26 protein-coding genes and 2 riboswitches are annotated in these 25,334 nt (G+C 39.2%); of the genes, 14 read left to right on the forward strand and 12 right to left on the reverse strand.

The genetic code is table 11. The annotated features are described in order from the left end of the window. Positions 1 to 15 precede the first annotated feature (15 nt). The 4 genes from CEF19_RS07590 (at position 16) to CEF19_RS07600 (ending at position 5,761) form a co-directional block, all read left to right on the forward strand. Positions 16 to 1,485, forward strand: coding sequence for a UDP-N-acetylmuramoyl-L-alanyl-D-glutamate--2,6-diaminopimelate ligase (locus CEF19_RS07590; RefSeq protein ID WP_157800900.1), 1,470 nt, complete (start codon positions 16 to 18; stop codon positions 1,483 to 1,485). Between the two features lie 210 nt (positions 1,486 to 1,695). After that, positions 1,696 to 1,824, forward strand: coding sequence for a hypothetical protein (locus CEF19_RS23950; protein ID WP_264755125.1), 129 nt, complete (start codon positions 1,696 to 1,698; stop codon positions 1,822 to 1,824). A gap of 481 nt (positions 1,825 to 2,305) precedes the next feature. Beyond that, the gene (locus CEF19_RS07595) at positions 2,306 to 5,359 is read left to right on the forward strand and encodes an OmpL47-type beta-barrel domain-containing protein (RefSeq protein WP_100405539.1); all 3,054 of its coding nucleotides are present in this window, start codon (positions 2,306 to 2,308) and stop codon (positions 5,357 to 5,359) included. Positions 5,360 to 5,527: 168 nt separating this feature from the next. Continuing rightward, the gene (locus tag CEF19_RS07600) at positions 5,528 to 5,761 is read left to right on the forward strand and encodes a DUF3953 domain-containing protein (RefSeq protein WP_198510257.1); all 234 of its coding nucleotides are present in this window, start codon (positions 5,528 to 5,530) and stop codon (positions 5,759 to 5,761) included. Between the two features lie 76 nt (positions 5,762 to 5,837). Here the strand turns inward: CEF19_RS07600 and CEF19_RS07605 are convergent, their stop codons facing one another. The 6 genes from CEF19_RS07605 to CEF19_RS07630 all read right to left on the reverse strand — a co-directional run bounded on the left by CEF19_RS07605 (position 5,838) and on the right by CEF19_RS07630 (position 14,602). Continuing rightward, positions 5,838 to 6,398 (reverse strand): hypothetical protein, encoded by a 561-nt coding sequence (locus CEF19_RS07605; protein ID WP_100405541.1) that lies wholly within the window; start codon positions 6,396 to 6,398, stop codon positions 5,838 to 5,840. 228 nt (positions 6,399 to 6,626) lie between these two features. Next, entirely contained in the window at positions 6,627 to 7,187 is a 561-nt protein-coding gene (locus tag CEF19_RS07610; RefSeq protein WP_100405542.1) for a hypothetical protein, read from the reverse strand. Between the two features lie 132 nt (positions 7,188 to 7,319). Next, on the reverse strand, positions 7,320 to 7,676 hold the full coding sequence (locus CEF19_RS07615) for a hypothetical protein (protein WP_100405543.1): 357 nt from the start codon (positions 7,674 to 7,676) through the stop codon (positions 7,320 to 7,322). After that, a complete protein-coding gene (locus CEF19_RS07620; protein ID WP_100405544.1) occupies positions 7,663 to 9,453 on the reverse strand; it encodes a dynamin family protein in 1,791 nt (596 codons plus the stop codon). The genes CEF19_RS07615 and CEF19_RS07620 overlap by 14 nt, the downstream gene beginning before the upstream one ends. Position 9,454: 1 nt before the next feature. Next, positions 9,455 to 11,377, reverse strand: a complete 1,923-nt coding sequence (locus CEF19_RS07625) for a dynamin family protein (protein WP_100405545.1) — start codon at positions 11,375 to 11,377, stop codon at positions 9,455 to 9,457. Positions 11,378 to 11,380: 3 nt separating this feature from the next. Then, positions 11,381 to 14,602: a dynamin family protein gene (locus tag CEF19_RS07630; RefSeq protein ID WP_100405546.1), complete on the reverse strand. Its 3,222-nt coding sequence runs from the start codon at positions 14,600 to 14,602 to the stop codon at positions 11,381 to 11,383. Positions 14,603 to 14,834: 232 nt separating this feature from the next. Here CEF19_RS07630 and CEF19_RS07635 point away from each other — a divergent pair, with 232 nt between their 5' ends. Continuing rightward, positions 14,835 to 15,191 (forward strand): DUF2512 family protein, encoded by a 357-nt coding sequence (locus CEF19_RS07635; protein ID WP_100405547.1) that lies wholly within the window; start codon positions 14,835 to 14,837, stop codon positions 15,189 to 15,191. Positions 15,192 to 15,354: 163 nt separating this feature from the next. On the opposite strand, the gene CEF19_RS07640 is transcribed toward CEF19_RS07635, so the two are convergent. Together CEF19_RS07640 and CEF19_RS07645 are read right to left on the reverse strand one after the other, a co-directional pair. Continuing rightward, positions 15,355 to 15,684 (reverse strand): four-helix bundle copper-binding protein, encoded by a 330-nt coding sequence (locus tag CEF19_RS07640; RefSeq protein ID WP_100405548.1) that lies wholly within the window; start codon positions 15,682 to 15,684, stop codon positions 15,355 to 15,357. Positions 15,685 to 15,905: 221 nt separating this feature from the next. Beyond that, positions 15,906 to 16,484, reverse strand: coding sequence for a YdhK family protein (locus tag CEF19_RS07645; protein ID WP_100405549.1), 579 nt, complete (start codon positions 16,482 to 16,484; stop codon positions 15,906 to 15,908). 121 nt (positions 16,485 to 16,605) lie between these two features. Between CEF19_RS07645 and CEF19_RS07650 the strand changes: the two genes are divergently transcribed. Next, complete coding sequence (locus CEF19_RS07650; protein ID WP_100405550.1) at positions 16,606 to 16,788, forward strand: hypothetical protein; 183 nt, start codon at positions 16,606 to 16,608, stop codon at positions 16,786 to 16,788. A gap of 35 nt (positions 16,789 to 16,823) precedes the next feature. On the opposite strand, the gene CEF19_RS07655 is transcribed toward CEF19_RS07650, so the two are convergent. From CEF19_RS07655 to CEF19_RS07670, 4 genes are all read right to left on the reverse strand, one after another. After that, positions 16,824 to 17,318: a hypothetical protein gene (locus CEF19_RS07655; RefSeq protein ID WP_100405551.1), complete on the reverse strand. Its 495-nt coding sequence runs from the start codon at positions 17,316 to 17,318 to the stop codon at positions 16,824 to 16,826. A gap of 128 nt (positions 17,319 to 17,446) precedes the next feature. Then, positions 17,447 to 17,542, reverse strand: coding sequence for a YjcZ family sporulation protein (locus tag CEF19_RS07660; RefSeq protein WP_100405552.1), 96 nt, complete (start codon positions 17,540 to 17,542; stop codon positions 17,447 to 17,449). A 115-nt stretch (positions 17,543 to 17,657) separates the two neighbouring features. Next, positions 17,658 to 18,773 (reverse strand): sporulation integral membrane protein YtvI, encoded by a 1,116-nt coding sequence (gene ytvI / locus CEF19_RS07665; RefSeq protein ID WP_100405553.1) that lies wholly within the window; start codon positions 18,771 to 18,773, stop codon positions 17,658 to 17,660. A 39-nt stretch (positions 18,774 to 18,812) separates the two neighbouring features. Continuing rightward, positions 18,813 to 19,607: a DUF368 domain-containing protein gene (locus CEF19_RS07670; RefSeq protein WP_406565381.1), complete on the reverse strand. Its 795-nt coding sequence runs from the start codon at positions 19,605 to 19,607 to the stop codon at positions 18,813 to 18,815. Positions 19,608 to 19,812: 205 nt separating this feature from the next. On the opposite strand from CEF19_RS07670, the gene CEF19_RS07675 reads away from it, so the two are divergent. From CEF19_RS07675 to CEF19_RS23090, 8 genes are all read left to right on the forward strand, one after another. Then, a complete protein-coding gene (locus CEF19_RS07675; protein ID WP_100405555.1) occupies positions 19,813 to 20,235 on the forward strand; it encodes a hypothetical protein in 423 nt (140 codons plus the stop codon). A 185-nt stretch (positions 20,236 to 20,420) separates the two neighbouring features. Beyond that, complete coding sequence (locus tag CEF19_RS07680) at positions 20,421 to 20,840, forward strand: DUF1801 domain-containing protein (protein WP_100405556.1); 420 nt, start codon at positions 20,421 to 20,423, stop codon at positions 20,838 to 20,840. 77 nt (positions 20,841 to 20,917) lie between these two features. Continuing rightward, positions 20,918 to 21,079, forward strand: coding sequence for a hypothetical protein (locus CEF19_RS23085; RefSeq protein WP_157800901.1), 162 nt, complete (start codon positions 20,918 to 20,920; stop codon positions 21,077 to 21,079). 250 nt (positions 21,080 to 21,329) lie between these two features. Further along, positions 21,330 to 21,414: riboswitch (cyclic di-GMP riboswitch) on the forward strand. 94 nt (positions 21,415 to 21,508) lie between these two features. Continuing rightward, positions 21,509 to 22,237 carry an EAL domain-containing protein gene (locus tag CEF19_RS07685; protein WP_157800902.1) on the forward strand — a complete coding sequence of 243 codons (729 nt, stop codon included), beginning with the start codon at positions 21,509 to 21,511 and terminating at the stop codon, positions 22,235 to 22,237. 117 nt (positions 22,238 to 22,354) lie between these two features. Continuing rightward, a complete protein-coding gene (locus tag CEF19_RS07690) occupies positions 22,355 to 22,789 on the forward strand; it encodes a MarR family winged helix-turn-helix transcriptional regulator (RefSeq protein ID WP_100405558.1) in 435 nt (144 codons plus the stop codon). 92 nt (positions 22,790 to 22,881) lie between these two features. After that, the gene (locus tag CEF19_RS07695; protein ID WP_100405559.1) at positions 22,882 to 23,508 is read left to right on the forward strand and encodes an FMN-dependent NADH-azoreductase; all 627 of its coding nucleotides are present in this window, start codon (positions 22,882 to 22,884) and stop codon (positions 23,506 to 23,508) included. Positions 23,509 to 23,817: 309 nt separating this feature from the next. Continuing rightward, positions 23,818 to 24,645 (forward strand): SGNH/GDSL hydrolase family protein, encoded by an 828-nt coding sequence (locus CEF19_RS07700; protein WP_100405560.1) that lies wholly within the window; start codon positions 23,818 to 23,820, stop codon positions 24,643 to 24,645. A gap of 355 nt (positions 24,646 to 25,000) precedes the next feature. After that, a riboswitch (cyclic di-GMP riboswitch) is annotated at positions 25,001 to 25,082 on the forward strand. A gap of 40 nt (positions 25,083 to 25,122) precedes the next feature. Further along, on the forward strand, positions 25,123 to 25,275 hold the full coding sequence (locus CEF19_RS23090) for a hypothetical protein (RefSeq protein WP_157800903.1): 153 nt from the start codon (positions 25,123 to 25,125) through the stop codon (positions 25,273 to 25,275). Positions 25,276 to 25,334: the final 59 nt, after the last annotated feature.

Consider the following 25,334-nt stretch of genomic DNA (forward strand, 5'->3'; position numbering starts at 1 on the left):
TTGAGGTTGATATTCATGAATATTCCCCTGCATACACTGCTTCAACAAGTCGGGTTGGTTTGCGACAAAAATTTAATGATTGAAGGCATCCAATCAGACTCCAGAAAAATCAAAAATGGACATCTGTTTGTAGCACTTTCAGGACATGAATCCGACGGTCATGAGTATATAAAGCAAGCTTATGAACAGGGGGCCCTTGCAGTCGTTGGCGAAAGGGAACTTGAACCACAAATCCCGATTCCTTACTTTCACGTGCCCAATGCTAGAGAGAGTCTCCCGCTTTTTTCATCAATTTTTTATAAAGAGCCCCATAAGAAACATAAAATCATTGGAATAACTGGCACAAATGGCAAGACGACGACTGCTCATATTATTAGACATATCCTCTCTGAAAACGGGAAAACAACCTCCCTATTTGGGACGGTAGGCTATCATTTAAACGGAGTGGAATATGAATCTACCTTAACTACACCCGATGCAATTACGATTCAACAAATGCTTCATGAAAGCAAAGACGAATATGTTGTGATGGAGGTCTCCTCTCATGGACTTGACCAATTTCGTGTGTCGGGTCAGATGTTCGACTATGGCATTTTCACAAATTTAAGCCATGACCATTTGGACTATCACGTGGACTTGGAGAACTATTATCAGGCGAAAAAGAGATTATTTTCTTGTTTAAAGAAGGAAGGGAAAGCCATTATCGGCACCTATAATTCTTGGGGTGAAAGACTACATGCGGAACTAGCCGAAGAGCTCATTCCTGCTATACCTTTTGGAGATACTAAAAACAAAAATTTAATATTTTTAAAAGAGTATACACCTACACCTAATGCGACATTTGTAATCAACGACCATGAGACAGATTACAAAGTGCACTTAAAAATGACGGGTGTTCATAATATTTTTAATGCTGTTGGAAGTTATCTTTGCACACGTGATCTTGGTTTAGCGGCTGAAGATATCATATCAGCTCTTGAGAGTTTTGAAGGGGCTCCTGGTCGTTTCGATATTATCAAGATGCCAAATGAAGCAAAGGCGATTATTGATTACGCACATACCCCCGATGGGTTATTACATGCCTTAACAACAGCGAAACAATGCATAGAAAATGATCTCATTCATGTCTTTGGATTTAGAGGAGGACGTGATACCTCAAAGCGTAAGGACATGCTTGATACCAGTAGCCGTCTAAGTAGACAAGTCATCTTAACATTAGATGATTTAAATGGTGTTGAGGAAGAGTCAATGTTGAAAGACCTCCATACACTAAGTAAATCTTACTCAAATGTACAAGTGATAGCCGATCGGACCGAAGCCATAGAAAATGCTGTACACGCTTTAAAAGCAGACGACGGCTTAATCGTGACAGGGAAAGGGCCTGAAAAATACAAAGAATCTTATAGACACCCCACTCAAACGGATCGAGAAACCATTCTAAACGTTCTTGAAGAATCCTCCACTCACCCGCAACCCTTTCACTAAGAGACAAAACTGCAGAAGTTGGTCTCTTAGTTTTTTTGTGGAAAAAACCCCCAGTAGAAAAAACTAAATATACGTCTGATTTTGTCGATAAATAAAAGTAGGGGTCGGGGAAAAAGATGATAAGTTAAATGTAACTACTCAACTAAATCCAACCATACATGACCTATCTACATCCTCTGCCTGATTAATCTTTAAAATGGGGGACCTTTAATGTTTTTAACGCCAGAAGAAATTTATAAGAGAAAAAAGCGCAAAAAGTATATTATCAAGTTTTTAATTATTCCTTTAGTGTCTATAGCAGTTGGTGGCGCTGTAGCTATTTTGGCAAGCCTTATATAAGACCTGAAATTGGTAAAACCCAATGTAATGTGAGGCCAACCTAACAGACTTAGTTCAATAACTGAGTCTGTTTCGCTTTCTATCATCTTTGCTCTTCTAAACTAATACTTCGCTCGTTCATACTATCTATTCAGTAAATGTCTAGAACCATCTATCTAATTTCTTAACACTAACCTGTCTTAATTCTTCTAATATATTTTCAAACCCCTTTTAAATAGAGAAAAGGCTTAATTCATTTTTCCTGGTTTTACCACACTAACTAATCCATTTACCATTATTAGGTCAAATTAACTGTTATTTGGGTTTTGTTGCTTTTTTAAAGTTATTTAACATTTATTATATTCAAACAAAAAAATCCCTGTGTTAACTTTATGAAAGGGCTTTCATTCCCTACGAGTTTAAGGAGGTGCGAATGGCAATCATATCGGGTATCTTAAATTTTTGATCTTTTTGATATTCCCGGAGCTAGGAGCTTTTTAAAATGAAAGCCCATCAGCATGATTCGCAGAGTGTCCATACTAATCTTAACGAGAGTGAAGGTGGAAAAATGACGAAGAGAAAGAGAAATGTCAAGAAAGGTTTTGCAATCCTTTTAACAACTTTATTAACCGCAACAAGCTTTCAGTTTACAGCGGGAAGTGCTTTTGCTCAAGATGAACCTTTAGAAAAAAGGTTTGATTTTGGAACGTCTAATAGTTTAGTTGCAGACGGGTATGTAAAGGTCACAGAGGAAAGTACTTACAACGCAGAACAAGGTTTTGGGTTTAAGGATACGGCCAATGTGCTATCTTCGAATCGAGAGGGAACGGATGAATTGCAAAGTGACTTTGTCTCCTTTTCCGACACAGCTTTTTCAATCGATCTTCCAAATGGAGATTATGCTGTGTCTGTGGTTTCAGGTGACGCCGCTGAGACAACTCAGGTTGGGGTCAAAGCAGAAGCGATTCAAAAGATACAAAACACTTCTTTAAACACTGGACAATTTACAGACAAAGACTTTGAAATTGCTTTGATTGATGGGCAATTGACAATTGAATTAACCGGCAATCAGCCCAAAATCAATGCATTGACAATTACTGAGCTACCAGCACGCACCTCGGCTGAGCACCCTACTGTATATGTTGCAAGTGACTCTACTGCGCAAACTTACGACCCTTATTGGAACCCACAAGCAGGTTGGGGTCAAATGCTCCCTCGTTACTTTGATACAGATGTGACGATCCAAAACCATGCAATCGGAGGCAGAAGCTCAAAAACCTTCTATACAGAAGGACGTTTAGACACAATTTTACGTGAGATTAAGCCAAATGATTATTTGCTAATCCAGTTCGGTCACAATGATGCAACCATTAGCGTTCCAGAACGTTATACACCTGTCGAGGATTTTAAAGTGTATATGGAAACCTACGTTTCTGGTATTCGCCAACGTGGAGGCATTCCCGTTCTAGTCACTCCTGTTGGACGCCGCAGCTTTAATCCAGAAACAGAGAAATTCAATGTTAGCTTCCCTGGATACAAACAAGCCATGGAAGAGGTTGCAGCGGAGCAAGACGTGTTACTCGTAGACTTAAGTACGTTAAGCCGTGAGTATTATGATGAAATTGGACCTGAGGGAACTCGTTCAGTATTCTTGCACGTAGATGCGGGTGTCTATCCTGCCTTTCCAGAAGGTCGAACAGATGATACACACTTCCAGGAGTATGGCGCCACTCAAATTGCAAGACTTCTTTCTGGGGGAATTGCAGAACTTGACACGCCACTCGCCGATTATGTAGTAGAGATTGCTCCCCCTGAAAGCGCACCCTCACCACCAACAGCTTTGTCCTTTTCGAGCATAAGCAACGCCGGAGCTTTGCTTACATGGAATGATGTTGAAGATGCGGATATTTACCGCATTTATCGGAAATCCTCCAATGAAGAAGAGTTTAAACTCGTTGGTACGTCAACCATTGCACGCCATAGTTTAACTGGAATGGAAGAAGCAACAACATATGACGTAGTAGTGACAGCAGTTAATCTAAAAGGCGAATCAGAACGGTCTGAAATCGGCCAGGTTACAACGCAGGAAGCTACCCTGAAATTTGATTTCGGCTTAGACGGTACCCCTGTTGCTGGTGGCTATACGGCGGTTGATTTATCAACGATTTATACAGAAGAACGTGGGTATGGAATTGTTGACAGCGAAGGTATGATCGGACGTGATCGTGGTGAAGGCGGCGATGTCCTCCGTGATTGGCTCGGTTACTTCAGTGTTGGTTGGCATTTTAACGTAGATGTTCCAAACGGCCTTTATGCAGTAAAAATGTATGTTGGCGATTTTCTAGGTAGTGCCCGTACAAATTTAGCGATAGAGGGTCAAGACTATGGAGCAGTCAATGCACCTAGTAGAAGCTATATTGAAAGAGTCATTCCAAATGTTGAAATCACAGATGGACAAATGAATTTTCATTTTACCGGTTCAACAGGAATTGTTAACGGTGTTGAGCTTACACCGATTCTCGTTGCCCCTTCAGACATTGCCGTAACTGATCAATCTGTAGATGCAGAGAATCCGTCTGTCACACTTTCTTGGAATGAGACAGATGGTGCAAACTCGTATAACATCTATCGTCAAACTTCTGGATCTGAACAAGCTGAGTTGATTGGCAATGTGGACGAGACAACGTTTACCGATACGACTGTTACATTAGGCAATTCATATGACTATACTATTGCAACCGTTGATAACTCGGGAGCAGAATCAGTTGCCTCTCTCCCAGTGACTGTTGAACTAATTGGTGAGTCACAACCTGATAATACCTCACCAACGACCACCCATCACATCGAGCAGGAAGCACTAAATGGCTGGTACAACAACAATGTGACCATCCAACTGGATGCGACGGATATTGACTCAGATGTAACCAATACTTACTATAGTATAAATAATGGCGAGCATCAGGCCGGAAGCCTGATTACACTTGAAGAGGAAGGAACCCATAACGTTTCTTACTGGAGCGCGGATGACTCAGGAAATACAGAAGAAAAAAATCAAGTTGAAGTTTCAATCGATAAAACCTCTCCAACGATTACCTTTTCCGTTGAGGCTGATACTATCTTTACGATTGATCAAGAAGTAAACCTCTCTTGTGAAGCGGAAGATGCGTTATCGGGTATCGACTCGGTCACGTGTGAAGAATCAACGAAACTCGCATATGAACTTGGAGTGGGTACGCATACGTTCACTGCAGAAGCAACGGATACGGCAGGAAATAGCATAAAAAAAGACATTGAAATCTTCATTGAAGTGAACTATGATAGCCTCTCTTCATTAAGCCAACAATTTGTAGAACTAAATAACGGTAATGCTGATGTTACTGATGGCTTACAGAGCAAACTGGTAGCGGCAAAGAAATCAAACGAAAAAGGAAACACGAAAGCACGCGACAACCAGCTGAATGCTTATATGAATCAAGTAAATAGTCAAACCGGTAAAGCATTAACCACCGAGCAAACCGAAACTCTTATTAATTTAACGACAGCTTTAATGGAATAACCATGCCCCCCCAAGTAGACATCTGCTTGGGGGTTAATGTTTTTTGAATGGTATAATACTTTTATTATTTATCCTGCATAGTATTTGAGTTTATAAAGCCAATTTCACTGTAGCTGATTTTAAATTTTTACTTGAAGTATAAAATCCAATTAAAAAAGGAGAAAGACCTTGTTGAAAATCATCAGATTGCTCTTACAAATCGTTGTTTTAATACTAGCCAGTTATAGTTTACTTACTAAAAATTTTGAGTTTCTTCCTTTGACGATGTTCTTTGTAGCAAGTTTATCTTTCATAGTCGGATTAATTGAGCTTCAACGAAAAAAGAAAATAAATGGTTATTTAATGATAATTGTTTCTTTGTTTGTCTTCTTTGTTTCAATTCAGGGATTCATTTTAAATTAAGATCATCTACATTTTTGCGGTGGAGTACCACCGCAATTAAAATTAATGTATAGATTACTAATGAACTTTGCCTACTTCATCCACTATATTTGCATTTCAACATTAGCTTAGTAAACCAAAAGGCAATATAAGCGACTCCCACATCAATCAGAAATATATAAAATTGGTTCATTCCTTTTCTGATTTCCACTAACCCCAAATAGTTTTCAATGGTTGCAAAACCAAAGGCAAACAAGGCACTTAACAACAAAACATATAGATAAAAGTTTTTATTTGAATTAGTACAGTACTGGTACAAAAGTAAGAAACCTACTGGGAGTGCAGATGCCGTTATATTTAATGCAAATGGTAATAATGGCGTTAAAAAATATGTATGAACAAAGTACCCATACCGCTCAAGCGGAATACTTATATACGTCCAAAGCATATGCACTGTATATCCGAAGAAGAATATCTCGAACATTCGACTTCGGTCGAGGGTAAAGTATAGTAAAACTAAAGGGGCTACCGTTAGTGAAGCAACCAACCAGAACTGCCACGTACCCATATGAGAATAGTCGTTCCAATATGAAGTTACCAACGTATTGATTTCATCGGACTTCATATTGATCTTAGTCCAATACTCTTGATAATTCATTACAAAAAGTCCCCTTTCTAAGTTGAGGTCACTGAAAAAAGTGAAAAATCGCATTTTTTTAGTGCACTTTCTAAACCTCCTTTATAGTTTCACTCACATAAATTATTATCCATTTCACTCAGACTCATACAATTTAAATTAAAAGGTAGCCTTAACCTTTTAAAAGTACCTTAACCTTAATACGAAAAAAGGAGCGTCCCCAAGCTGGAACACTCCTTCAATAAGCAATCACTTTCTTCTTCTTACAATAATAAAACCAACAATTACTACAATACCTGCCATACCCGCAAATAGCCAATTGAGATAAGCGTTGCTGCTATTCATCTCAGCTTCAAGGTCTTGCTGTACGGACGGGGCCTGACCTTCTCCGAGGATGTCTACATCTTCTTGCGCATTAGCTAACAAGGCAGTTCTTGAGCAAAGAGATACTTCATACCCATCCCCGTTCTCACTAGCATAAATCAAATACTGTTCATTAACTTGAAAATTGAACCCACAGCTTGCTGAACTTATAGCAGTATAAACGATAACCTGTGAATCCTCTAGCCCTTGCCAAGTCCTGTCTACTTCAATTAAAACAGCAAGTCGATCCGCTGAAGACTGAATCGGATTATATTTACTTTCCTCTTCTATTTTCTTAACCGTCCCCGAAAAAATAACGGTATCTCCACCTACTAATTCTTCCACTGGAGGAGGAACAACACAAGAGCAAGCGAAACCTGTCGTAGGAAAAAGGGGGAACACAATGCTCACTATCATCATGAGTAAAATCAATACTTTCGCATTCATTGATAGCCACAACCTTCCTGTCACTTTACTGTGTAACTGCTTTTCTTATAGAAAAGTTTCAACATTTAGCAAATTAGACTATAGAAAAGGTTAAACTAATGACACTGAATACTGCTTTTTGCTAACCATACATTAGTCACTAGACGACCTAAAATACCCCCCACCTTGTTCCGTGGTTCGATTTACTGTCGTATCACCGTCGCCATCTCGGTAATACCCCTCAACATACGTACCATCTTGACGATAATAGCCTTCTACATAATGAGCCTCAACAAAATGCCTATCCTTTATGTCCATTTCTAGTGGTTCAAAATCAAATTTATATGCGTGCTTTAATGGGTCTTGCATCGAAAAGACCTCATGAGTAAAGGTTACCGTTTGTACTTCCATCACATACCCAGCAAAGGTCTCGTCCAACTCTTGATATGCATAATCCCGGTCAAATGATGTATCAGTTTGTGGCACATCCACTACATTATACTCGCTCATGTTCTCGCTCCCCTTCCTTTTCAAACGCTTGAATCTTCTCACGCAACTCCTTTAACGCTTGCTGATAATCAAGCTCTTTCCGTTGCTCACTCTGTTTGCTACTAATTTCCGATTCAATCTTGCTTCGTAACGACCGAATCAATCGTTCAAACTCAGCCAATGTCGTCCTTTTAATTTCTTGCACAGACTGCGCGACATACTGTTGTAGTTGCCTTTTAAAATCCTTAATAATGACATCGGTATGATTTTCAATCGTATCTTTGAGCTCAGGTTTTATTTTCTCCATTTGACTTTCAGCAATTTTCTGCTGTAAAAATGGCAACCCCGCCATACCAACGATTGGAATAAGAAACGGTCCGCCTAAAAGAAGTGCTAATGTACTAGCTCCACCAACCGCTAAGCCGGCCTTAATCGAAGCATTTCCCGTTTGCGAGGTAATCATCGGTAGTGCTGCTTCGTAACGATATTCCTCTTGCTGTGATTGAATCTGGACCGTTTGTTCAAAGGTTTTCGAGAGGCCTTGTGCTAATTCCTTTTTCAGCTTTCTAAATAACTCCTGAATCAAATCGCTATACTGGCTAACCCATTGCTCAAATTGTGTTCGAATCGTAATTGGCAATTGCGTTTCGACGAGCGCTTTTACATCGTTTCCTTGGAAAAGGTCAATCTTCGTCTCAAGGTCAGCTTTTAATCTATCTCCAAAGTATGTTGCTGACTTCTGAACCATGAATTGAATCTCTTCTTCACGACTGGCGACATACTGATGAATCTGTCCTTCCCAGTCCTCCTTTTGCGAAAGCCACTCTTCAATCTTTGTCAGCTGTTGCTGCAAATTTTCAAGCGACTGCTTCGACATGAGTTCGACCGTTTCAACTTCAGCAAGTACACTCTCATGAACCATCGCTAATCGTTCGTGAAACCTAGCAAGCTTTTCCTCACTTCGCGAACCTTTCTCAATTAACTCAGCGATTTGTTGCTCAACCTCGGTAAGACCAGAATAGCTAAGCCCCTTCTCATCACCAGCAAGTTTCGCCTTCAAGCCTTGCAGCGCTGAGACCGGAAACACTTGGGGATTGGCTTGCTTTGTAATCTGCTGCACTCTTCGTTTCAACAAATCAACCGTATCGTCAAGTTCTTCCTCATCCACTCGATCTAAAAAGTTCGCAACATAGAGAATCCGGTCCGTCCCTTCCTTTAGAAGTTGATTCTCCAAAAACAGTTTCTCTGTCTGCTTCATCGGTGCTGTCAAATCAAGCATGAATAAAATCACATCCGCTCGCGGAATAAACCGGTGTGTCACATCAGTTCGGTGCTGATTTAAGTCATTTACACCAGGTGTATCAACAAGGACCACTCGCTTTTTCAGCAATGACGATGGCATAAAGAGCTTCAGATACTTAATCTCGTTTGGATCAAAATGAGCTGTAGCTGTGTATTGGTTTAAAACCGCTGCCGAGAGCTGCTGTTTCTCTATTTCTCCATTTGTTTTCAAAATCTGAACCTCAGAATCTTCCCCGTAAAAAACCGCATTTATCGTGGCTGTTGTTGGCGTTACATCAACAGGCATGACCTCTTGTTTAAGAAGAGCATTCACAAATGTCGATTTCCCGTGCTTGAACTCACCGACCACGACAATCGTATAATAATCCTCTTGCAAATCCTCCGCAAGTTCCCTGAGCACCTTCTCTTCTGGACTATCAGGTAACAACTCAGTCATCTCACGTTTAAGCTGGTTAACGTATTTCGTTAGCTGTTGATTCTTATCTCTATAATTCATCTCACACCTCTATCGCTCTCGTCTTTGCCACACGTTCGTATACAGATTCGAGTTGATCTTTTGTTGCTTTCAATCTTTTCTCGCGACGCTCAATAATTTCAAGCTTCTTCTGGACTTCATCTGTTGCTAAACGCGCATTTTGCTCTAGCTTACTTAGCTGTCCTTCCGCTTGTTCAACATGCTGTGCGACAATTTGGTGAAACTGCACTATAACAGCCTTGCTTAACCCTCTCCACTGCGATTCGAACGCAATCACTTTTGATCGTCTTGTCTCCTTCAACTGCGAAATCAGTTGCCTTTTCATCTTTGCAACCGGGTCTTCTCTTGGGATGAACCAACCGACGACCCACGAGATACCACTAGCAACGAGCGTTAGCGCATAGCCCGCTCCAATTGCCACTTTCCCAAGGAAACTTGAACTATTTGCCCAAGCATCATCTAATTCCTCTATCAAATCATCAAACATACTCCGTTGTGACTCAACTTGGGCAACCGCTGCCAAATCTAACACATCCAATGTTCCTTGTCCTGAAAGATTTTGAATTGTTGTATCAAGCTCGGCCCACTCTTGATTTAAGTTACGACTCATTTTCTCAATTACTGATTTTATCGTTTCATTCATCCGGCGATTCTTTTCGATATGTAAGGCGCGCTCAAGCGGGGCAATTGCCTGCTCGACCTCGTAATTAATCTCATTGGAATCCTCGTATTGATTCTCTTCAAACACATCCATCGCTACTTTCGAGATTGATTTCAGCTCATCTTTATACCACTCAACAAGCGTAAGAGCCTCCGCTTTTAGGGCACTTTCTATCCTTTTCTCTGCATCCATCCCGATCTTCTTCACCTCGTTTAGCTTCGGGTAATATGCCTTTACCTTCTCTTGAATTCCTTCTACCTTGTTTGTTAAAGAACTTTTTTCAAACTCAATCTGACTTTTCAAAACATGATCTATTAACTTCACTGCTTGACGAATTGGTTTTCTTAGCTTAACCGAGCCACGATCATATTGTAGGAAGTCAGCAAGTGCCTTTTCTAATTCAAGATAACCCGTTTTCTCAAGAGGCCATGGTTGTACTGGCTCGCCTCGGAAGGTGATAACTTCCCCGTTAGCAATTCGACGGTGATTTAGTGCTTCTTTTGCTGAGACCATAAAGATTTTCACATCAGCTAAAATTGGCATCAGCTTATTCCGCGCGTAGCTCATCACCTTTTCGACATCCGCCTCAGACTGCATCTCATCCTTGAAATTAATGACGATAAAAATTTTGTGAATGTCATTAGCCAATAAACGGTCACGCAAGAAACTAATTTCAGACGCCGATAGAATCTTCGTTGCCGCCAACAATAAAATCGCTGCGTCGGAGGTCGGAATAATATTATTCGTAATCTGCTCTCGAACCGGATCAAGGTCATTCGTCCCTGGTGTATCAATAATCTGCACACCATTCTCACAAAAGGGGAGCGGATAGCCAATTTCCGCATGCTTTACCCGTTTAATCTTGTCTACCTCAGACTCATATTCCTTCATTGATGCCTCATCACCAGCAAGTGGCTCTTTCGGTGCAATGAGCTTCTTAAAATCCTCTTCCGTAATAGTCTCCATTCGATCGTCATCATGATAATGAAGTTCAATCGAAGGCTCAGGCTTATAGATAATCTTGTTAAGGACAACAGTTGTCGGCCTCACTAGCGACGGGAGCACTCGTTTCCCGAGCAACGCATTAATAAAGGTTGACTTCCCGCGGGAAAATTCTCCTACAACGACGATTGTAAACTGCTCTTCTTGAAGCTGCTGCTTCAACACACTCACTTTTTCTTTTTCGTTTTCAAGTCTCATCTCTGCAAGCAGAAAGGACAGTTGTTCAAAGCCTTGAACAACCTCCGTCTGTGTCTGTTTAAATACATCTAAAGAAAAACTCATTATCTACACCTCTTCCCAAACTTCCTCTTCAAATTCCTCCATCTGTTCCTCTTCTATGACCGCTTCTTCCTCTTCGCCTTCTCCCGTTTCCTCTTCTATTACTTCTTCCTCTCCAAAGACATCCTTCTGAAGTATCTCTACGCGCGGGATCTCATCAATAAACAACAAGCCATCTTTTGTTATCTCCACCGCGTAATCAGCTGAGACATGCTTTTCATCGCCAGTCCCATCGCGATACGTATACCGATCGATAACATAGAGACTAACAAGATAATGGGTATCATCAAGCTCTATTATCGACTCTATTTCAAAAGAAAGGTTTTCCATGCCCATGCCTTTTTCGTTCGCATTGGCGATATATTGTTCAGCCTCTCCGTACTCTGTTCCGTGCGGTTCATAGAATTCCTCCACATACCAAAACCCTTGTCCATTAAACGCAAAAATAAAATCCGTGTAATAGGAGGAGATAAACGAAGCTATCTGATCTCTTGAAACATTATTGACCGTTCGCACAACTACCTGCTCTCGTACGGTATCTAAATCTGTTATTTGGTCGATACCAAACGACCATGCCCCAAACGCTTGCACAATATAGCGTTTCTTCTTCTCATACCTCGTTTCTTGCCCTTGGTGATCCGTAAAGAATAACTCCTCACTGGTTAAGATGGTATACTGATTTTTTCCAGTCCTCTCAATATCTTTAATAACAAAGTCTGTGAATTGAAAAAGATAACCTTTGCCTGAAATTGATTGAACATAATCGTACAACTCCTGATACGCGGTTCCCTCTTGTACAAAAAATGTTTCAATATTAGCGAAGCTATCCTCATTTAATGTCAACTGATAAGAAGAACGAAAGTCCTCTAAAAAGGCGACCAAATCCTCATCAGTAACCGGATAATCAGGCTCAACTCTTTCAATTAATTCATGGTCTGCATTCGTAATCACAAGCTCTTGTCCTAATGACGTCAACTGATACGCGCCTTCAAACAACCACGTCACCTCATTCTCAGCATATTGCTCTGCCGTTGTGACAAAAATCTCATCATCGCTATAGTGCACATCAACCAATTCAAATCTTTCCTGATAACTTTTATAAGTATAATTATTCCATTGCTGCTCAAAGCTCTTCCACCCATCCTCGGAAAACCATAATTCCGGATAAAATTGCTGAGAGCCTTCAATAGCTCCTGACATTTCATCAGCCATCCTATAAAAAAACCATTCTACATCTTCTTGTGTCCACTGCTCAGCAAGACTCAATTCTTGCTCATAACTTAACGTCTCCGCACTAATTGGCTCATAACTTTCTGTCTGGTTCGACTGTGATTGTTGGAAGGTAAATGCGATAAGTAATCCGACCACCGTTGAAACAATCCCGATTCCTAGGGCCATCCCACGCTTACTCTCCATCAGAGCGAGAACGTCCTCAGGTTTATACTTCAGCTTCGTAGGAGGCGAGTGTACTTTCCCCCCCACTAAATGTGTTAAGTTAATTCCTTTTCCAAACGAAACCTCTGTTTGAACAAACGGCGGAATCGAGAGAAGCTTTTGATAGGCGACGATTCCCTCACCAATTGGAATTTCACTATCAAGAACTTTAATATTTTCATAAAGATGTACACATTCCTTAAATTCCGCTAATGTGACTATCTCTTCATCATTTGACTCAAACACGATGCGCATGTCTTCAATCCACTGCTTCAGGCTAGTAAGAAAGGTCTGAAGCGTGGTTAGCTCATCAATATCCATCTCTTCATATCGGTCTTGTACATGAATTAACTCCTGATTCCACTCCTGCGCAAGCCCTGCCTCCCCAAGTATGAGCTGTTGCACGGGGTCACGAAGCTGTTCTTCCTTTTCTTGGCTCAGCGTCTTTAACTGTTTCAAAAAACGATCGCGACTGCTTTTAAGGCTTTTCTGTGTCTTTTGGAGCCTATCAACATGGGAGTTATACTCCTTCATCGATTCACCAAATTGTTCTACCCTGCTCTTCCCAAAAAATCGAGAATCCTTAATATCGTCCCACTTCGCTTGCAAGTACTTCTCCTCAGATCGCGCCCCCTCTATCTCTTGCTCATAGCGCTCGCGTTCCTCCGTAAACTCGATGTAAAACGGATCAACGTGTTCTGTGCCAAAGTGTTGCTTTAGTTCTTCAAAGCTCTGCGTGCCTGAAAGAGATGCTTCTTCTTTTACGACCCGAGACACTTCAGCATTAATCGTTTGCTGCGTTTCGGTAAGTGTCGCCCGCATGTCACGTATTCGTGGAAAGTCTCTTTTCAAAAACGCATGTAACATTCGTTGGTAACGATAAAAGCCATTATCTGTCTTTTCCTCAATTAAACATTGATCCAAGGCAGCGAGAGGTCGCTTCAGTCGCTCAAATATCCTAATTGCCTTCATTTGTGGATTTTCTTCAAACGACGCAAACACCTTTTCAAGGCTATGCCAGTTACTCCACTTCATCTTTGTCGCATTTGACTCGAGCATGCCTTCGAGAGCCTCTTTCGCCGAAACACCATAAAGGCCTTGGAATGCCATCCCTTTACCATTTAACCTTCTAATACTATGATCCAGAAACTCTTCAATGCTCTCTTCCTCCATATCATGTTGGTCAATTCGGTTGACGACGCCAAGCGGCTGAATGCCAAGCGCTTGAATTCGTTTTAGCTCATTCACCTCTGACTCGAGTCCAACAAACGAATAGGAAAAAACCCATATCATATAATCCGCCCGATGTAGAAACCGTTCCGTTGCATCGGTATGTAAGTCATGACCAGCATTCAATCCCGGAGAATCGACAATCGATAATGTTTTCAGTTGCTCAATTGGCAGCTGAATTTCAATGTAGGAAAGCTGTTTCCGAACAAAGGCCCATCTACCCTCACGTTCCGCCGTTAGCTGTTCAATCCACTCTTCATCGTACTCTTTGACTTCACCATTTAAAAAATGTCCTAATACACGCTTCTTTTTTCCGTATGTCAGCTTTGTCACCACCGCTGTAGCGGGGGTCACATCGGAGGTTAACACCTCTTCACCGAGCCACGCATTCACAAATGTTGACTTCCCTGATTTGAACTCCCCTGCAATCATCACAATCGGCGGCCCATCCAAATCCTCATGGATCTCATTTAAATCGTGAACGATGTCTTTATGCCCTGTCTTTCCCTTTGAAAATACCTTCCACTTTGATAATGCTGAACTCAGCTGATTCTTCCATTTCATAGACTTCTCCTTTAATACCCATCTAGGTGAATTGAACTCATCCTTATGTCTTAGATTATTCTACTATAATTCTACAAGATTCGGTAAAAACCTCTAATATATTTACAGAAAAATTCACATCAAAAAACCTCTCACCTCTCATTTATTTGAGACGTAAAAGGTTTAAATGAACTCTATTATAATTTTCAGCAACTTGAACAAACTAAGAACGATAAAAATTTAAGGTGACTTAATGATTGGATTAATTGTTAAAATTTTTGTTTGCCCAATAACGGTGATGATTGCTTCTCTTATCTTCGCCAATGTGTATTACGCGAATCTCATACAAGCAATTACTGTGGGATTGGTTCTCGCAGTCGCAGCTCACATGATGGAAGTTCTCATTTTGAAAAAAAGAACGTTTTGGATTAGTACGATTATCGATTTTTTCGCAGCCGCACTTATTGTCTATGTGGTTTCTGGTTTATTTGCGACCTCCGTTGTTACGATTGGAGGCGCCTTTTTAACAGCTATATTACTTACATTCACTGAGGTGATTCAACATAGCTGGCTTATTAATAGCGGCAAAATCACCAACCTAAGATGCTAATCTGTGGATTCACTTATCATCTTTACCGACTATCCGCTATATCCTTTTCAATAAATTACAGCAAATAATTTACAAAGAAGGAAATTGACACCAAAAAACGAGGATTATTTCCTTTTAAAGAAATAATCCTCGTTTTATAAAGCCATCCGTCATTTCACAAAAATTAGGAAGCCAAGTTTCTACAAACTTCTGCACATTTAAAGCAAGCTTCTGCACACTTTTGACAATGGTCGTGGTCATGTTTCTTACATTCATTTCCACATGTTTCACAAATTTTTGCACAGACTTCTGCTAATTCAGCAACAAAGGGTGTTCCTCTCCCTATTGCTTGTTCCAAATAAGCGCAAATATCTGCACATTCTCTATCCAAACGGATACAATCAGCCATCATATTAACGTTTCCTTCCCTCAGACAAGCATCATAACAGTGATTACAAGCAACCATACATTCATGTAAGGCTTCAATTACAGATTGATACTGTTCATTTGACATACTATTAAAACCCTCCTTAAGAAGTTTCTGTTTACTATAACCTTTTCTCTGGCTTTTAAACCTCACGCATTTTTTCAATACTAACGTTTATACCACAACGAAAACATGACATTTCATTCCTAGCTGCTGAAATAGTTGTATTAATTGAACCAAAAAAAAGAGCGTTCCCCTTTTTAAGGAAGGTACCGAACCGCTCTTTTGGCAACTCGAGAACATATGAATCAGTTTAATGCTAATTCACTTTCTGTTACCCATTTATGATTTTCGACTGCTTCCCCTCCAGTCGTTGGAGTGAAATCAATCATGTATACCGTGGTTTCTTCGACTGAAACAATTTCAGCAGTAGCCCCTTCCATCCCTTGCATATGATCCGCTTCAAGAATTACTTCCGTTCCAGGGTCTAACTTGTTCTCACCAGCATCTACAATTTCTTCATGAATGACCCACTTATGATTTTCAACTCTCTCTCCGCCAGTAGTTGGTGTATAAGACACGGCATAGGCCGTTGTATCATAAGCACCTACAATCGTTGCTTCGGCACCTTGCATTCCCTCCATATGACCTGTTTGAATGATAGCTTGACTTCCCACTTCAAAGGTTGGGTCTTCCGCAGTCTTCAAATCTTCAGGAACTTCACCTGAGCTAGAATGATCCATATCCCCATGCTCCATATTCGAATCGTCATCGATTTCCACGTTTTCTTCAGTATTGGAATCCGTGTTCAAATTGTCTCCACACGCCAATACCATAAGCAGCAAGAGCAAAGACACAATACCCATTATTAATTTTTTGTTTAACATGTATATCACCTCGAATTTTGATAGTACAGCTTTTATCTTCTAGTGACCAGCATAGCATCACAAGAATAACACGAAGACTTATGGACATGCTAACATCACGATTAAGAAATCGAGGTGTCCTATGGAACCAACTTATATCCTAATGATTTACTTATCTCCATTGCTTATAGGCTTATTTGCTTTTAGCATTTTTAAAGGAAATGAATTATTAGCATGCCTTTATGCCTCAGTTATTACTTCTGGTATGTATGGGATTTTAATTATTGCTAACCCGATGATAATAAGATTTTTCTTCCAAAATTAAAAAACTTTAGCCTGCGTGAGGTGCATTTTCTATTTTTAATGTTCCTGTCTAAGACTCTTGCCTTCTTCCATTATTCCTTTATCCTTTTTTAGAAGTTTCATTAAAAAAGTATAGTAAAAGTACACGATACTATAGGGAATAAAGTAAGAAAGGAACGTATAAAAACTATTCCATCCATTCCCATAAACCGCTTTCCCTGCAATCACAAATAATATTTCTGAAATAGTCGTAATCGTAGTGAGTGCGAGAACTGCTATCATTGGGTGTACTTTATAAACCTTTATAGAATAAATCATTAGACTCCCTAACACAGGATATAAACCAATAGTAAGCGGATAAACAGATAGGGTTTCCACCCGCAAAACAGGAAAAACGACCCAGTACCCTAATTGGACTCCTATTTCATTGATGACAAAAGCTAAAACTGATGATATAGGAGCTATGACTAGCACAATAAACGTTTCCCTCTTACATAACCATAGACCAACGATCCATGGAAGTAAAAGACCGAAGACAACATTAAAGAGCATGTTCATCACCCCATTAACCATCGTTAACCCATACTTCACTATATATACATGGAAAAATATTGGCACCGTTTATAATCAAAGAAAAGTGGAGCCACAATGGGCCCCACTATCACCTCTTACTTGTAGACTTAGTACCCGTAGCCACCCCAGCTAGCACCGACAATAATTAGTAGGATGAACAACACAACGATTAACGCGAATCCACCTGCATAACCTGCACTCATTAAAAACAACTCCTTTAAGTTTTTTTGTGAAGATATTTCCTCCACATTTACAGAGTATGTTCATAATCAAAATTTGCTTGTGTGTGAGCACTAATTGAGATAGGAAATTCGCTATTTACTTATCACCTTTGATAAACATCCATATCCCTTCGAATATCTTAGCTTCGTAAAAGGAAAGGAGTAGCACTAGAAGAACAGGACCTATGAAAAGTCCCATAAACCCAAAAAGCTGCAAACCGGCAAATAGTGATATGAGCGTTGCTAACGGATTAAGACCCAAGCTTGACGAGAGGACTTTTGGTTCAGCTAATTGTCTAAGCGTAATCGTTAAAACGTACAGAATTAATAAACCAACTCCCAAAAAAAGATCGCCCATTACAATACTGTAAACGGCCCAAGGAATTAAAATAATTCCAGTTCCAAGATAGGGCAACAAATCTACAACCCCAAGAACGAGTGCGATAGTTAATGGTTGTTCGACTTTCAACACAAGAAGCCCAATGAAATTTAAAACAGCTGTCATAGTTATTAGAATAAACTGAGCAGCAAGAAAGCCCACTAACTTAGATTTTAAATCTTGATACACTTGTCCAAATTGAACAAAAGTCTGTTTTGGCAGTCTATCTTCAACAAGGGCGCGGAGTCGATTCCAATCCTTACTAATAAAGTATAAGGACAAAACAATAAAAACAAATACTGTTAATGTAATTGGTAAGGCTCCAACAAGATGTGAGAGGCTATTAGCGATAGCTTGTCCTGCACTACCAAGAATCGATGCAAACTGCCCACCCATCTGCTGAATGCTATTTTCAATTGCATTTCTTTGGGTATCATCTAAATGATCAATTAACCCCATGCCCCTCATCCATAGTGGAAAAAGTTGCTCGTTCACGTATGACTGGATGTGAACAGAAATGGTTTCAATTTGACTTGGGACAAGTCGTGATAAGTATTGAAAACCATCAATAAGTTTCATTACAAGTAAAGTAAGGACCCCTCCAACTAATCCAAATAGAACTAAAATGCTAGTTAGTACAGCAACCATTCTTGGGAATTTGGCCTTCTTCTCTAATAAACTCACAACGGGGTTAATTAGAAAAGCCAACACTAAAGCAATCAAAAAAGGGAAGGTAAGCCATACAATATAATAAAAGACGAACCAGCCAAGAACGATCAATAAAGCCACAATCAAAATCCGAATAATCACTTGAAGTACCTTATTGTCAGCCATTTTTACCCTCTCCACCTTTAGCTTTACCAACGCTTTGTTTTATTGTTTTTTCATACCGAAATAACTTAATAAATACGCACTAAGCCCACCTAAAATAAGAGCAAGTACACTTAAGTAAAATAAAAAGGCATCCCCCGAAATACCAGGATAAATGACAACAATCGAACCTAAAATAAAACCTATCATTAACGCATATGTACCTGTTCTATACAGTTTTAAAAGGTAAGTAACCAATTTACTAGTAATCATAAGCCCTAAGGCCACACCAGCCCCAATTGTACCAATCACAGCTAAGTTTAATGTAGCTAAAGCATTGATAACGGTTGGATAGACTCCAAAAAGTAAAAAGATAAACGAACCACTAATGCCTGGTAAAATCATGGCAGAGCTAGCAAACCAGCCAGCAAAAAATAATAAAACATAGTCACTCCAAACCAAATGACTCATGACTGTCGCTAACTCATTATCTTTTAAAAAGAATGTAGAACTTACTAATATCGCTCCCAGCGCAATCAGGACATAATGAACAGCAGTAAAGGTTCGTTTATAATTAATGTCCTTTAATAGCATTGGAATAATCCCTATTATCACACCTAGAAAAAAGAAGAAAGTAGGTTGTGGGTATTCAACTAAAAGCCATTCAACTAAATGACTTATTGTAAAAAAGGCAACGATAATGCCTGTCCCTAGGGGAACCAGGAACATCACGTGCTCTTTCCATTGCTTTGAAAACAAGCCATTAATCGCAGCAAGGAGTGATTGATAAATTCCGAGCACTAATGCAATCGTCCCACCACTTACTCCAGGAATAAGATCACTCGTACCCATTGTCATACCTTTAATAATATTACGCCATTGAAACAAAGCAATCCTTCTCCTTTGTAAAACATTTCTACTACCAATGGTAAAGGTTTGGCTAACACCATGTTAATGTTCCCAGTGACTCCTAAAGTCAAACATCGATAAAGGTATACCTCACTGCTACGTGGACGATAATGAAGACCGAACAAGGACCTTTAATTTTGAAAAGGAGATTACAATGGTTAAGACGTTAGCAGGTTGCATGATACTTACTATTATACTTCTTTCTACACCAAGTTACATAACGTATCAATCCATCAATAGCGAATCAACCGACTACACAGACACTCGATTCGAAATGTTAAATAATAAACCAGACCCAGAAACGCTTAAAAAGAACCGCGAACAAAACATGAAGGTTGCAGATCATCAAGCTCAGGATTCTTTAACGAAGGCAGAAGCCGTTAACCTCTTACTTGAGCATCTCTCCGTAAGTGAGCTGTATGCCATCTATAAAAAGGTTAAAAATGGCTTAACTGAAAGTGATAGACAAGAAATCCGTTCCCTCCTGAACGAACGATTAACAAAGGAAGAGATTGCTGAACTAAAAAAAATTGGTTCGAAAGAGCTTGAGCGCTTAACTGAAAATGATTTTAAATAAGCTTCAATATTTTTACGCATCGTCTTGCCGCTGAAAAACTTATGGTACTACAATACAAAGTTGCTAAACAAGATGAACAAACAGTTATCCAATCAACCAATTCATTTACTTTAGAGATTCTTCTCAGTCTATCTTATGAAAGCTTGAACAATAATTCATACGTTAAGAATAGGAGTGAGTCTTCGATGTACGAGCTAAAAACAATCGAAAACGACAAAAGTGTCATTGCCTTTATTGAAACAGTTGAAAACCCTAAAAAACGTGAAGATGCTTATAAACTATTAGATATTTTCACTGAAACAACAGGCTATCAAGCCAAGATGTGGGGACCGAGTATTATTGGGTTTGGCTCCTATCACTATAAATATGATTCAGGACATGAGGGCGACGCACCACTCGTCGGCTTTTCTCCTCGAAAAGCGAAAATTAGTTTATATTTTGCCACGGGTGACACATATCGCGAGGAATTATTAAAAGACTTTGGGAAGCATACGACCGGTAAAGCTTGTGTGTATATTAACAAAGTTGCAGATATTGAAGTTGACGTGTTAATAGCCTTAATTACTCAATCTATGCTTTTTTTGAAAGAAACGTATCCTAATTAATACCACAAAAAAATCCTCATCACTATGGATAATTTCAAACCTTCGAAGCACACTAAGAAAAAAAGAGGTGTGTGGCGATGAATCCCTTATTTGATAGGACATGGAAACTGCTGAATTCAATTGATAAAGACGGCATTGTATTTGACAAAGGGTTAAAATGGTTCATCTATCTCCAGCATAGCAGTTCTTATTCTTCTTCTTTAAATTGGATTGGAGTTATTATGATGGAATTAGTCTAAGTGATTCCAAAAACACCCAACACATATATGGGCATAGTTGTAACAGACTCCCCCCCTCTAAAAACCTAGAACCCTGTGAAAATATGAATAAGAAAGCAACCAGAAAAGAAATAAAAAAGTAAAAAGGACTTATGAACTGATTTTTCGATAAAATTTGCTATTATATGACTTTTCTCTCTAAACCTATTGCTACTTTTGTCTTACATTGCGTATAATAGATTTATAAATATTTTCAACCAAAAATAAATTAACACGATAATGGCAAACTTATCGAAAGGTAAGGACGCAAAGCTACGGGCCTAATGCACTTGTGTAATGGTAGCCGAGCCACCGAAGGATACTTGATTATAAAACGGTGAGCCGAGTTTTCTTAGGTTCACCGTTTTTTTTGATATGCATCTAAAAGTGATGAAGGGTGGTTCGATAGCGTTGTCTATTTCAGTGTATATAAGAGAAGAAAAATTCTATCATTATTTTCAACCAATATATAATTTAAACAGTATGAACAAAATAGGGTTTGAGGCCCTTCTCAGGTCTAAAGTTCATGCGAATCCTGAGACCGTTTTCAAAGAAGCAATAAAAGAGAAACGCCTCTATGAATTGGATTCGATATCCATTCATAATGCCTTATACACCTACCAGTCAGCAGGATTTTCCCAAAAAGAGGGTGCGCTGTTTTTAAATATCTTTCCATCGACCATTTTAAACCGAGATTTCTCCTCTTTTCTCAATAAAATTAGTACTGAAAATTATTTAGATAAACAACAAATTGTCCTAGAAATTTGTGAATCTGAAAGTATTGATGAATTTGAAACCTTTAAAGAACGGATTATTGAGCTAAAGAAACAGGGCTTTTTAATTGCAATTGACGATATCGGAAAAGGGTATTCGAATTTCGAACTAGTTATTGAACTCGAACCAGATTACTTAAAATTAGATCGTTATTTTTCAAAGGACTTACACTTGTCCAAGAAAAAACAAAGAATTATTTCTTTTTTTCTTAACTATTGTGAAGAAGAGAAAATACGATTGATTTTAGAAGGCTTAGAAGATAATAGAGACCTAGTAGTAGCAAAGGCATTAGGCGTTAAACATGGGCAAGGGTACATTCTAGGGAGACCGGCTTTATTAAAAGAACTAATGTTAAAGCAAAACTAATTTTCGGACAAAAATGCTTAATTCTAAGGTCAAGTGGATTATAATTGACAATGATTTTTACATTGTTTATACTTACTTTTGTTTAGTATGTATAGCAACTTGTAAAGAGGGATAAATTTGAAATTATCTTTTCAGGACTATATCAGTATCAAGATTCATAAAACAGACCTTTTCCTTACTAATTTTATTCAGTCAAAATTAAAACCATTCAACCTTGCTCCAGAACAGAATCTAATTATGATGTTACTTTGGGAAAGGGACGGTTTAACTCAATACCAGTTAGTGGATAGATTAGCTAAGGATAAGACGAATATTGCGCGAATGGCTTCTAATCTTGAGAAAAAGGGATTTATTAAAAGAACACATTGTCAAGATGACCGCCGTTCCGTGAAATTATACCTAACTCCGCTTGGTAAAGAGCTTGGCGAAGAAATCATTCCCCTCGCTGAAGAGTTTGATAAAGTCGTTTGTAAAGGGATTTCAAATGAAGAATTATTAGAGCTAGAAAGGCTGCTTCTAAAAATGCAAAAGAATGTCCAAAACTTGAATTAAGTTAGACATTCGGCCCCATTTAGTTGCTATAACAACTATAAACCACTTAAATGGTTGCTATAACAACCATTACTATATTGGAGGTTCTTCACATGGCAAAAGTATTATTTATAAAAGCAAATTCCAGACCAATCGAACAGGCAGTTAGTGTAAAGCTGTATCATTCTTTTCTTGAGAGTTATCAAGAGGCAAACCCTGAAGATGTCATTACTGAACTTGACTTATTTAAGGAAAACCTGCCTTATTATGATACTGATAAGATTAACGGGATGTTTAAGCTTGCAAATGGCATGGAGTTAACTGATGCTGAAAAAGAAGCATCAGATATAGTGACCAAGTATTTAAATCAATTTCTTGATGCTGATAAAATCGTCTTTGCTTTCCCACTTTGGAATTTCACTGTACCAGCTGTACTCCATACATACTTAGACTATATTGCACAAGCAGGTAAGACCTTTAGTTATACAGCAGAAGGTCCTGTTGGCTTGCTTTCTGACAAAAAGGTTACTCTTCTAAATGCAAGAGGTGGCGTTTATTCGGAAGGCCCTTCTCAATCTGCTGAAATGGCCGTAAATTATGTAAAGACGATGTTAAACTTCTGGGGTGTTCAGGATATTACAACAGTCATTATCGAAGGTCATAATCAATACCCAGACCAATCTGAGAAACTTATTGGCGCAGGACTAGAAAAGGCTGCAGCTGTTGCTAAAGCGTTCTAAGATTTCCGAGAGCATATGAAGTAATGAATGGATCCATTCGCTACTTGCCTTACGATGAGAAACCTACTCATCGTAAGGCTTTTTCGATGTAGCGATTTCGCACATTGCAAAGGGGTTGTGTCTTAAGGTTAATGGCGCCCTTATAACACAACCCCTTTCTGCTACCTCGACAAAAACTGAGTAATACCAGTCATTCTATGTAGGAAGTTGACGATTGGAAAATTTAAACAAATTAAAGGATTCCTACTTCTCCAAATGGAATTACCTAATTGAAGAACATTTCTTCCTACAGAAAGGTGGCTGTCATTATTGAAGAACATCCTCTCCATTTGTTTCCTAAGCTGCTGTCTTATCTTTTTAACCTTTGGACATTTTCACTACAAAGACAAGTTAGCGACAATAGCACAAGCAGCAAAAGAAGAACATACGGCGCTTTCTCCAACTTCAGAACCTATCGAATCAATAAGTGAACCTGAGGATGAGGTTCCAAAAGAGTTGCCTCCTTCTGAGAACATGGAACCTGTGAGCGAGGTGACTGGTGTACTACAGGAGTGGGTAGAAAAAAAGCAAGACACTGAAGCCATAAATCTAAGTTTCTTCGGATCGGCTTCCTTGCTTAATGAAGCACAACCAGATAAAAACTGGCCATCTCTCGTTACAGCAGAGCTGAAGTCCCGTCTTAATCATCAAGAAATCACGGCAACAATCATAGATGTCGCACGAAATCCTTCAAGTGATATTCTCTATTCTGACCACGTAGATACCGTTATTGAAAGCAAACCAGATATATTGCTGGTGGAGCCCTTTATTCTAAATGATGCGGGTGTCGTCACGATTGAAGATTCACTCAGCAACATTAAACAAATTCTAACAACCCTTAAAAAGGAATTACCTGAAACAGACATTATTATCATGCCAGCAAACCCTCTCGTCGAAGCTGACTATTACGTAAAGAAAACAGAGGATTTAGCCAACTTCGCAAAAGCGGAAGGTTATGACTATGCAAATCACTGGGAGGCCTGGCCTTCCCCAAGCGAGGACAAGAAACTAGAGAAATACTTAGATAACGGTAGACCCAATTCAGCTGGTCATACGATTTGGGCAGAATATCTGGTGAACTATTTAACATCCAATTAAAAATAGTGCTATTACTTAAACATATTTGTGATTCATGAATGCTCTCATGAATCACAAATACACTTAAATAAGATATACAATTCTTTGAAAAGAAGTGGTTCTAATTACCAATTACTAATTAAAAAAAGTCTAAACGCAAGCGCTTACACATATAGTTTACTAACACTTCATACCGGAATATTTGCCCTACTAGTGCAGCATCGCCTGTTTTAAAGGATTAGCTACGTCAATAGAGGTAATTTCCCCGTTAATGTTTTTGAAAGTAGGTATATTTAACCCCTTCATGATTGATTAAATAAGTACAATGACACTGTAAAAATTGGCGATTTTTAGGGAAAATGGTAATTAACCATATCGTACAATAGGGCAAAACCACTGAAAAGCGGTGACGCAAAACTATAGGGGCTTCAGCTTTGCTATGCCAGCCAGTTACCGAAACGGGTCCTCCGTACGGTTTAATCAGAGGAGGTTTTAAAAATGCTTAAACACTTGAAGCTGAAATGGCACTCTATTAGGTATCGCTTAAATGTTATGGCCTTTCTTGATTGTTTAGATGAAGAAATGAAAGAAGAATTCAATCGAAAGATGCAATACCATAAAGAGAAGATTAGGAAATTTGAAGCACTCTAAATAGAGTGCTTTTTTGTTACCCCATAAACGCGACGAGCGGAGCCATTGCTCTTCCTAGA

Origin of the sequence: Bacillus solitudinis (assembly GCF_002797395.1) — a bacterium.
GTDB classification, from domain to species: Bacteria; Bacillota; Bacilli; order Bacillales; family Bacillaceae_D; genus Halalkalibacter_A; species Halalkalibacter_A solitudinis.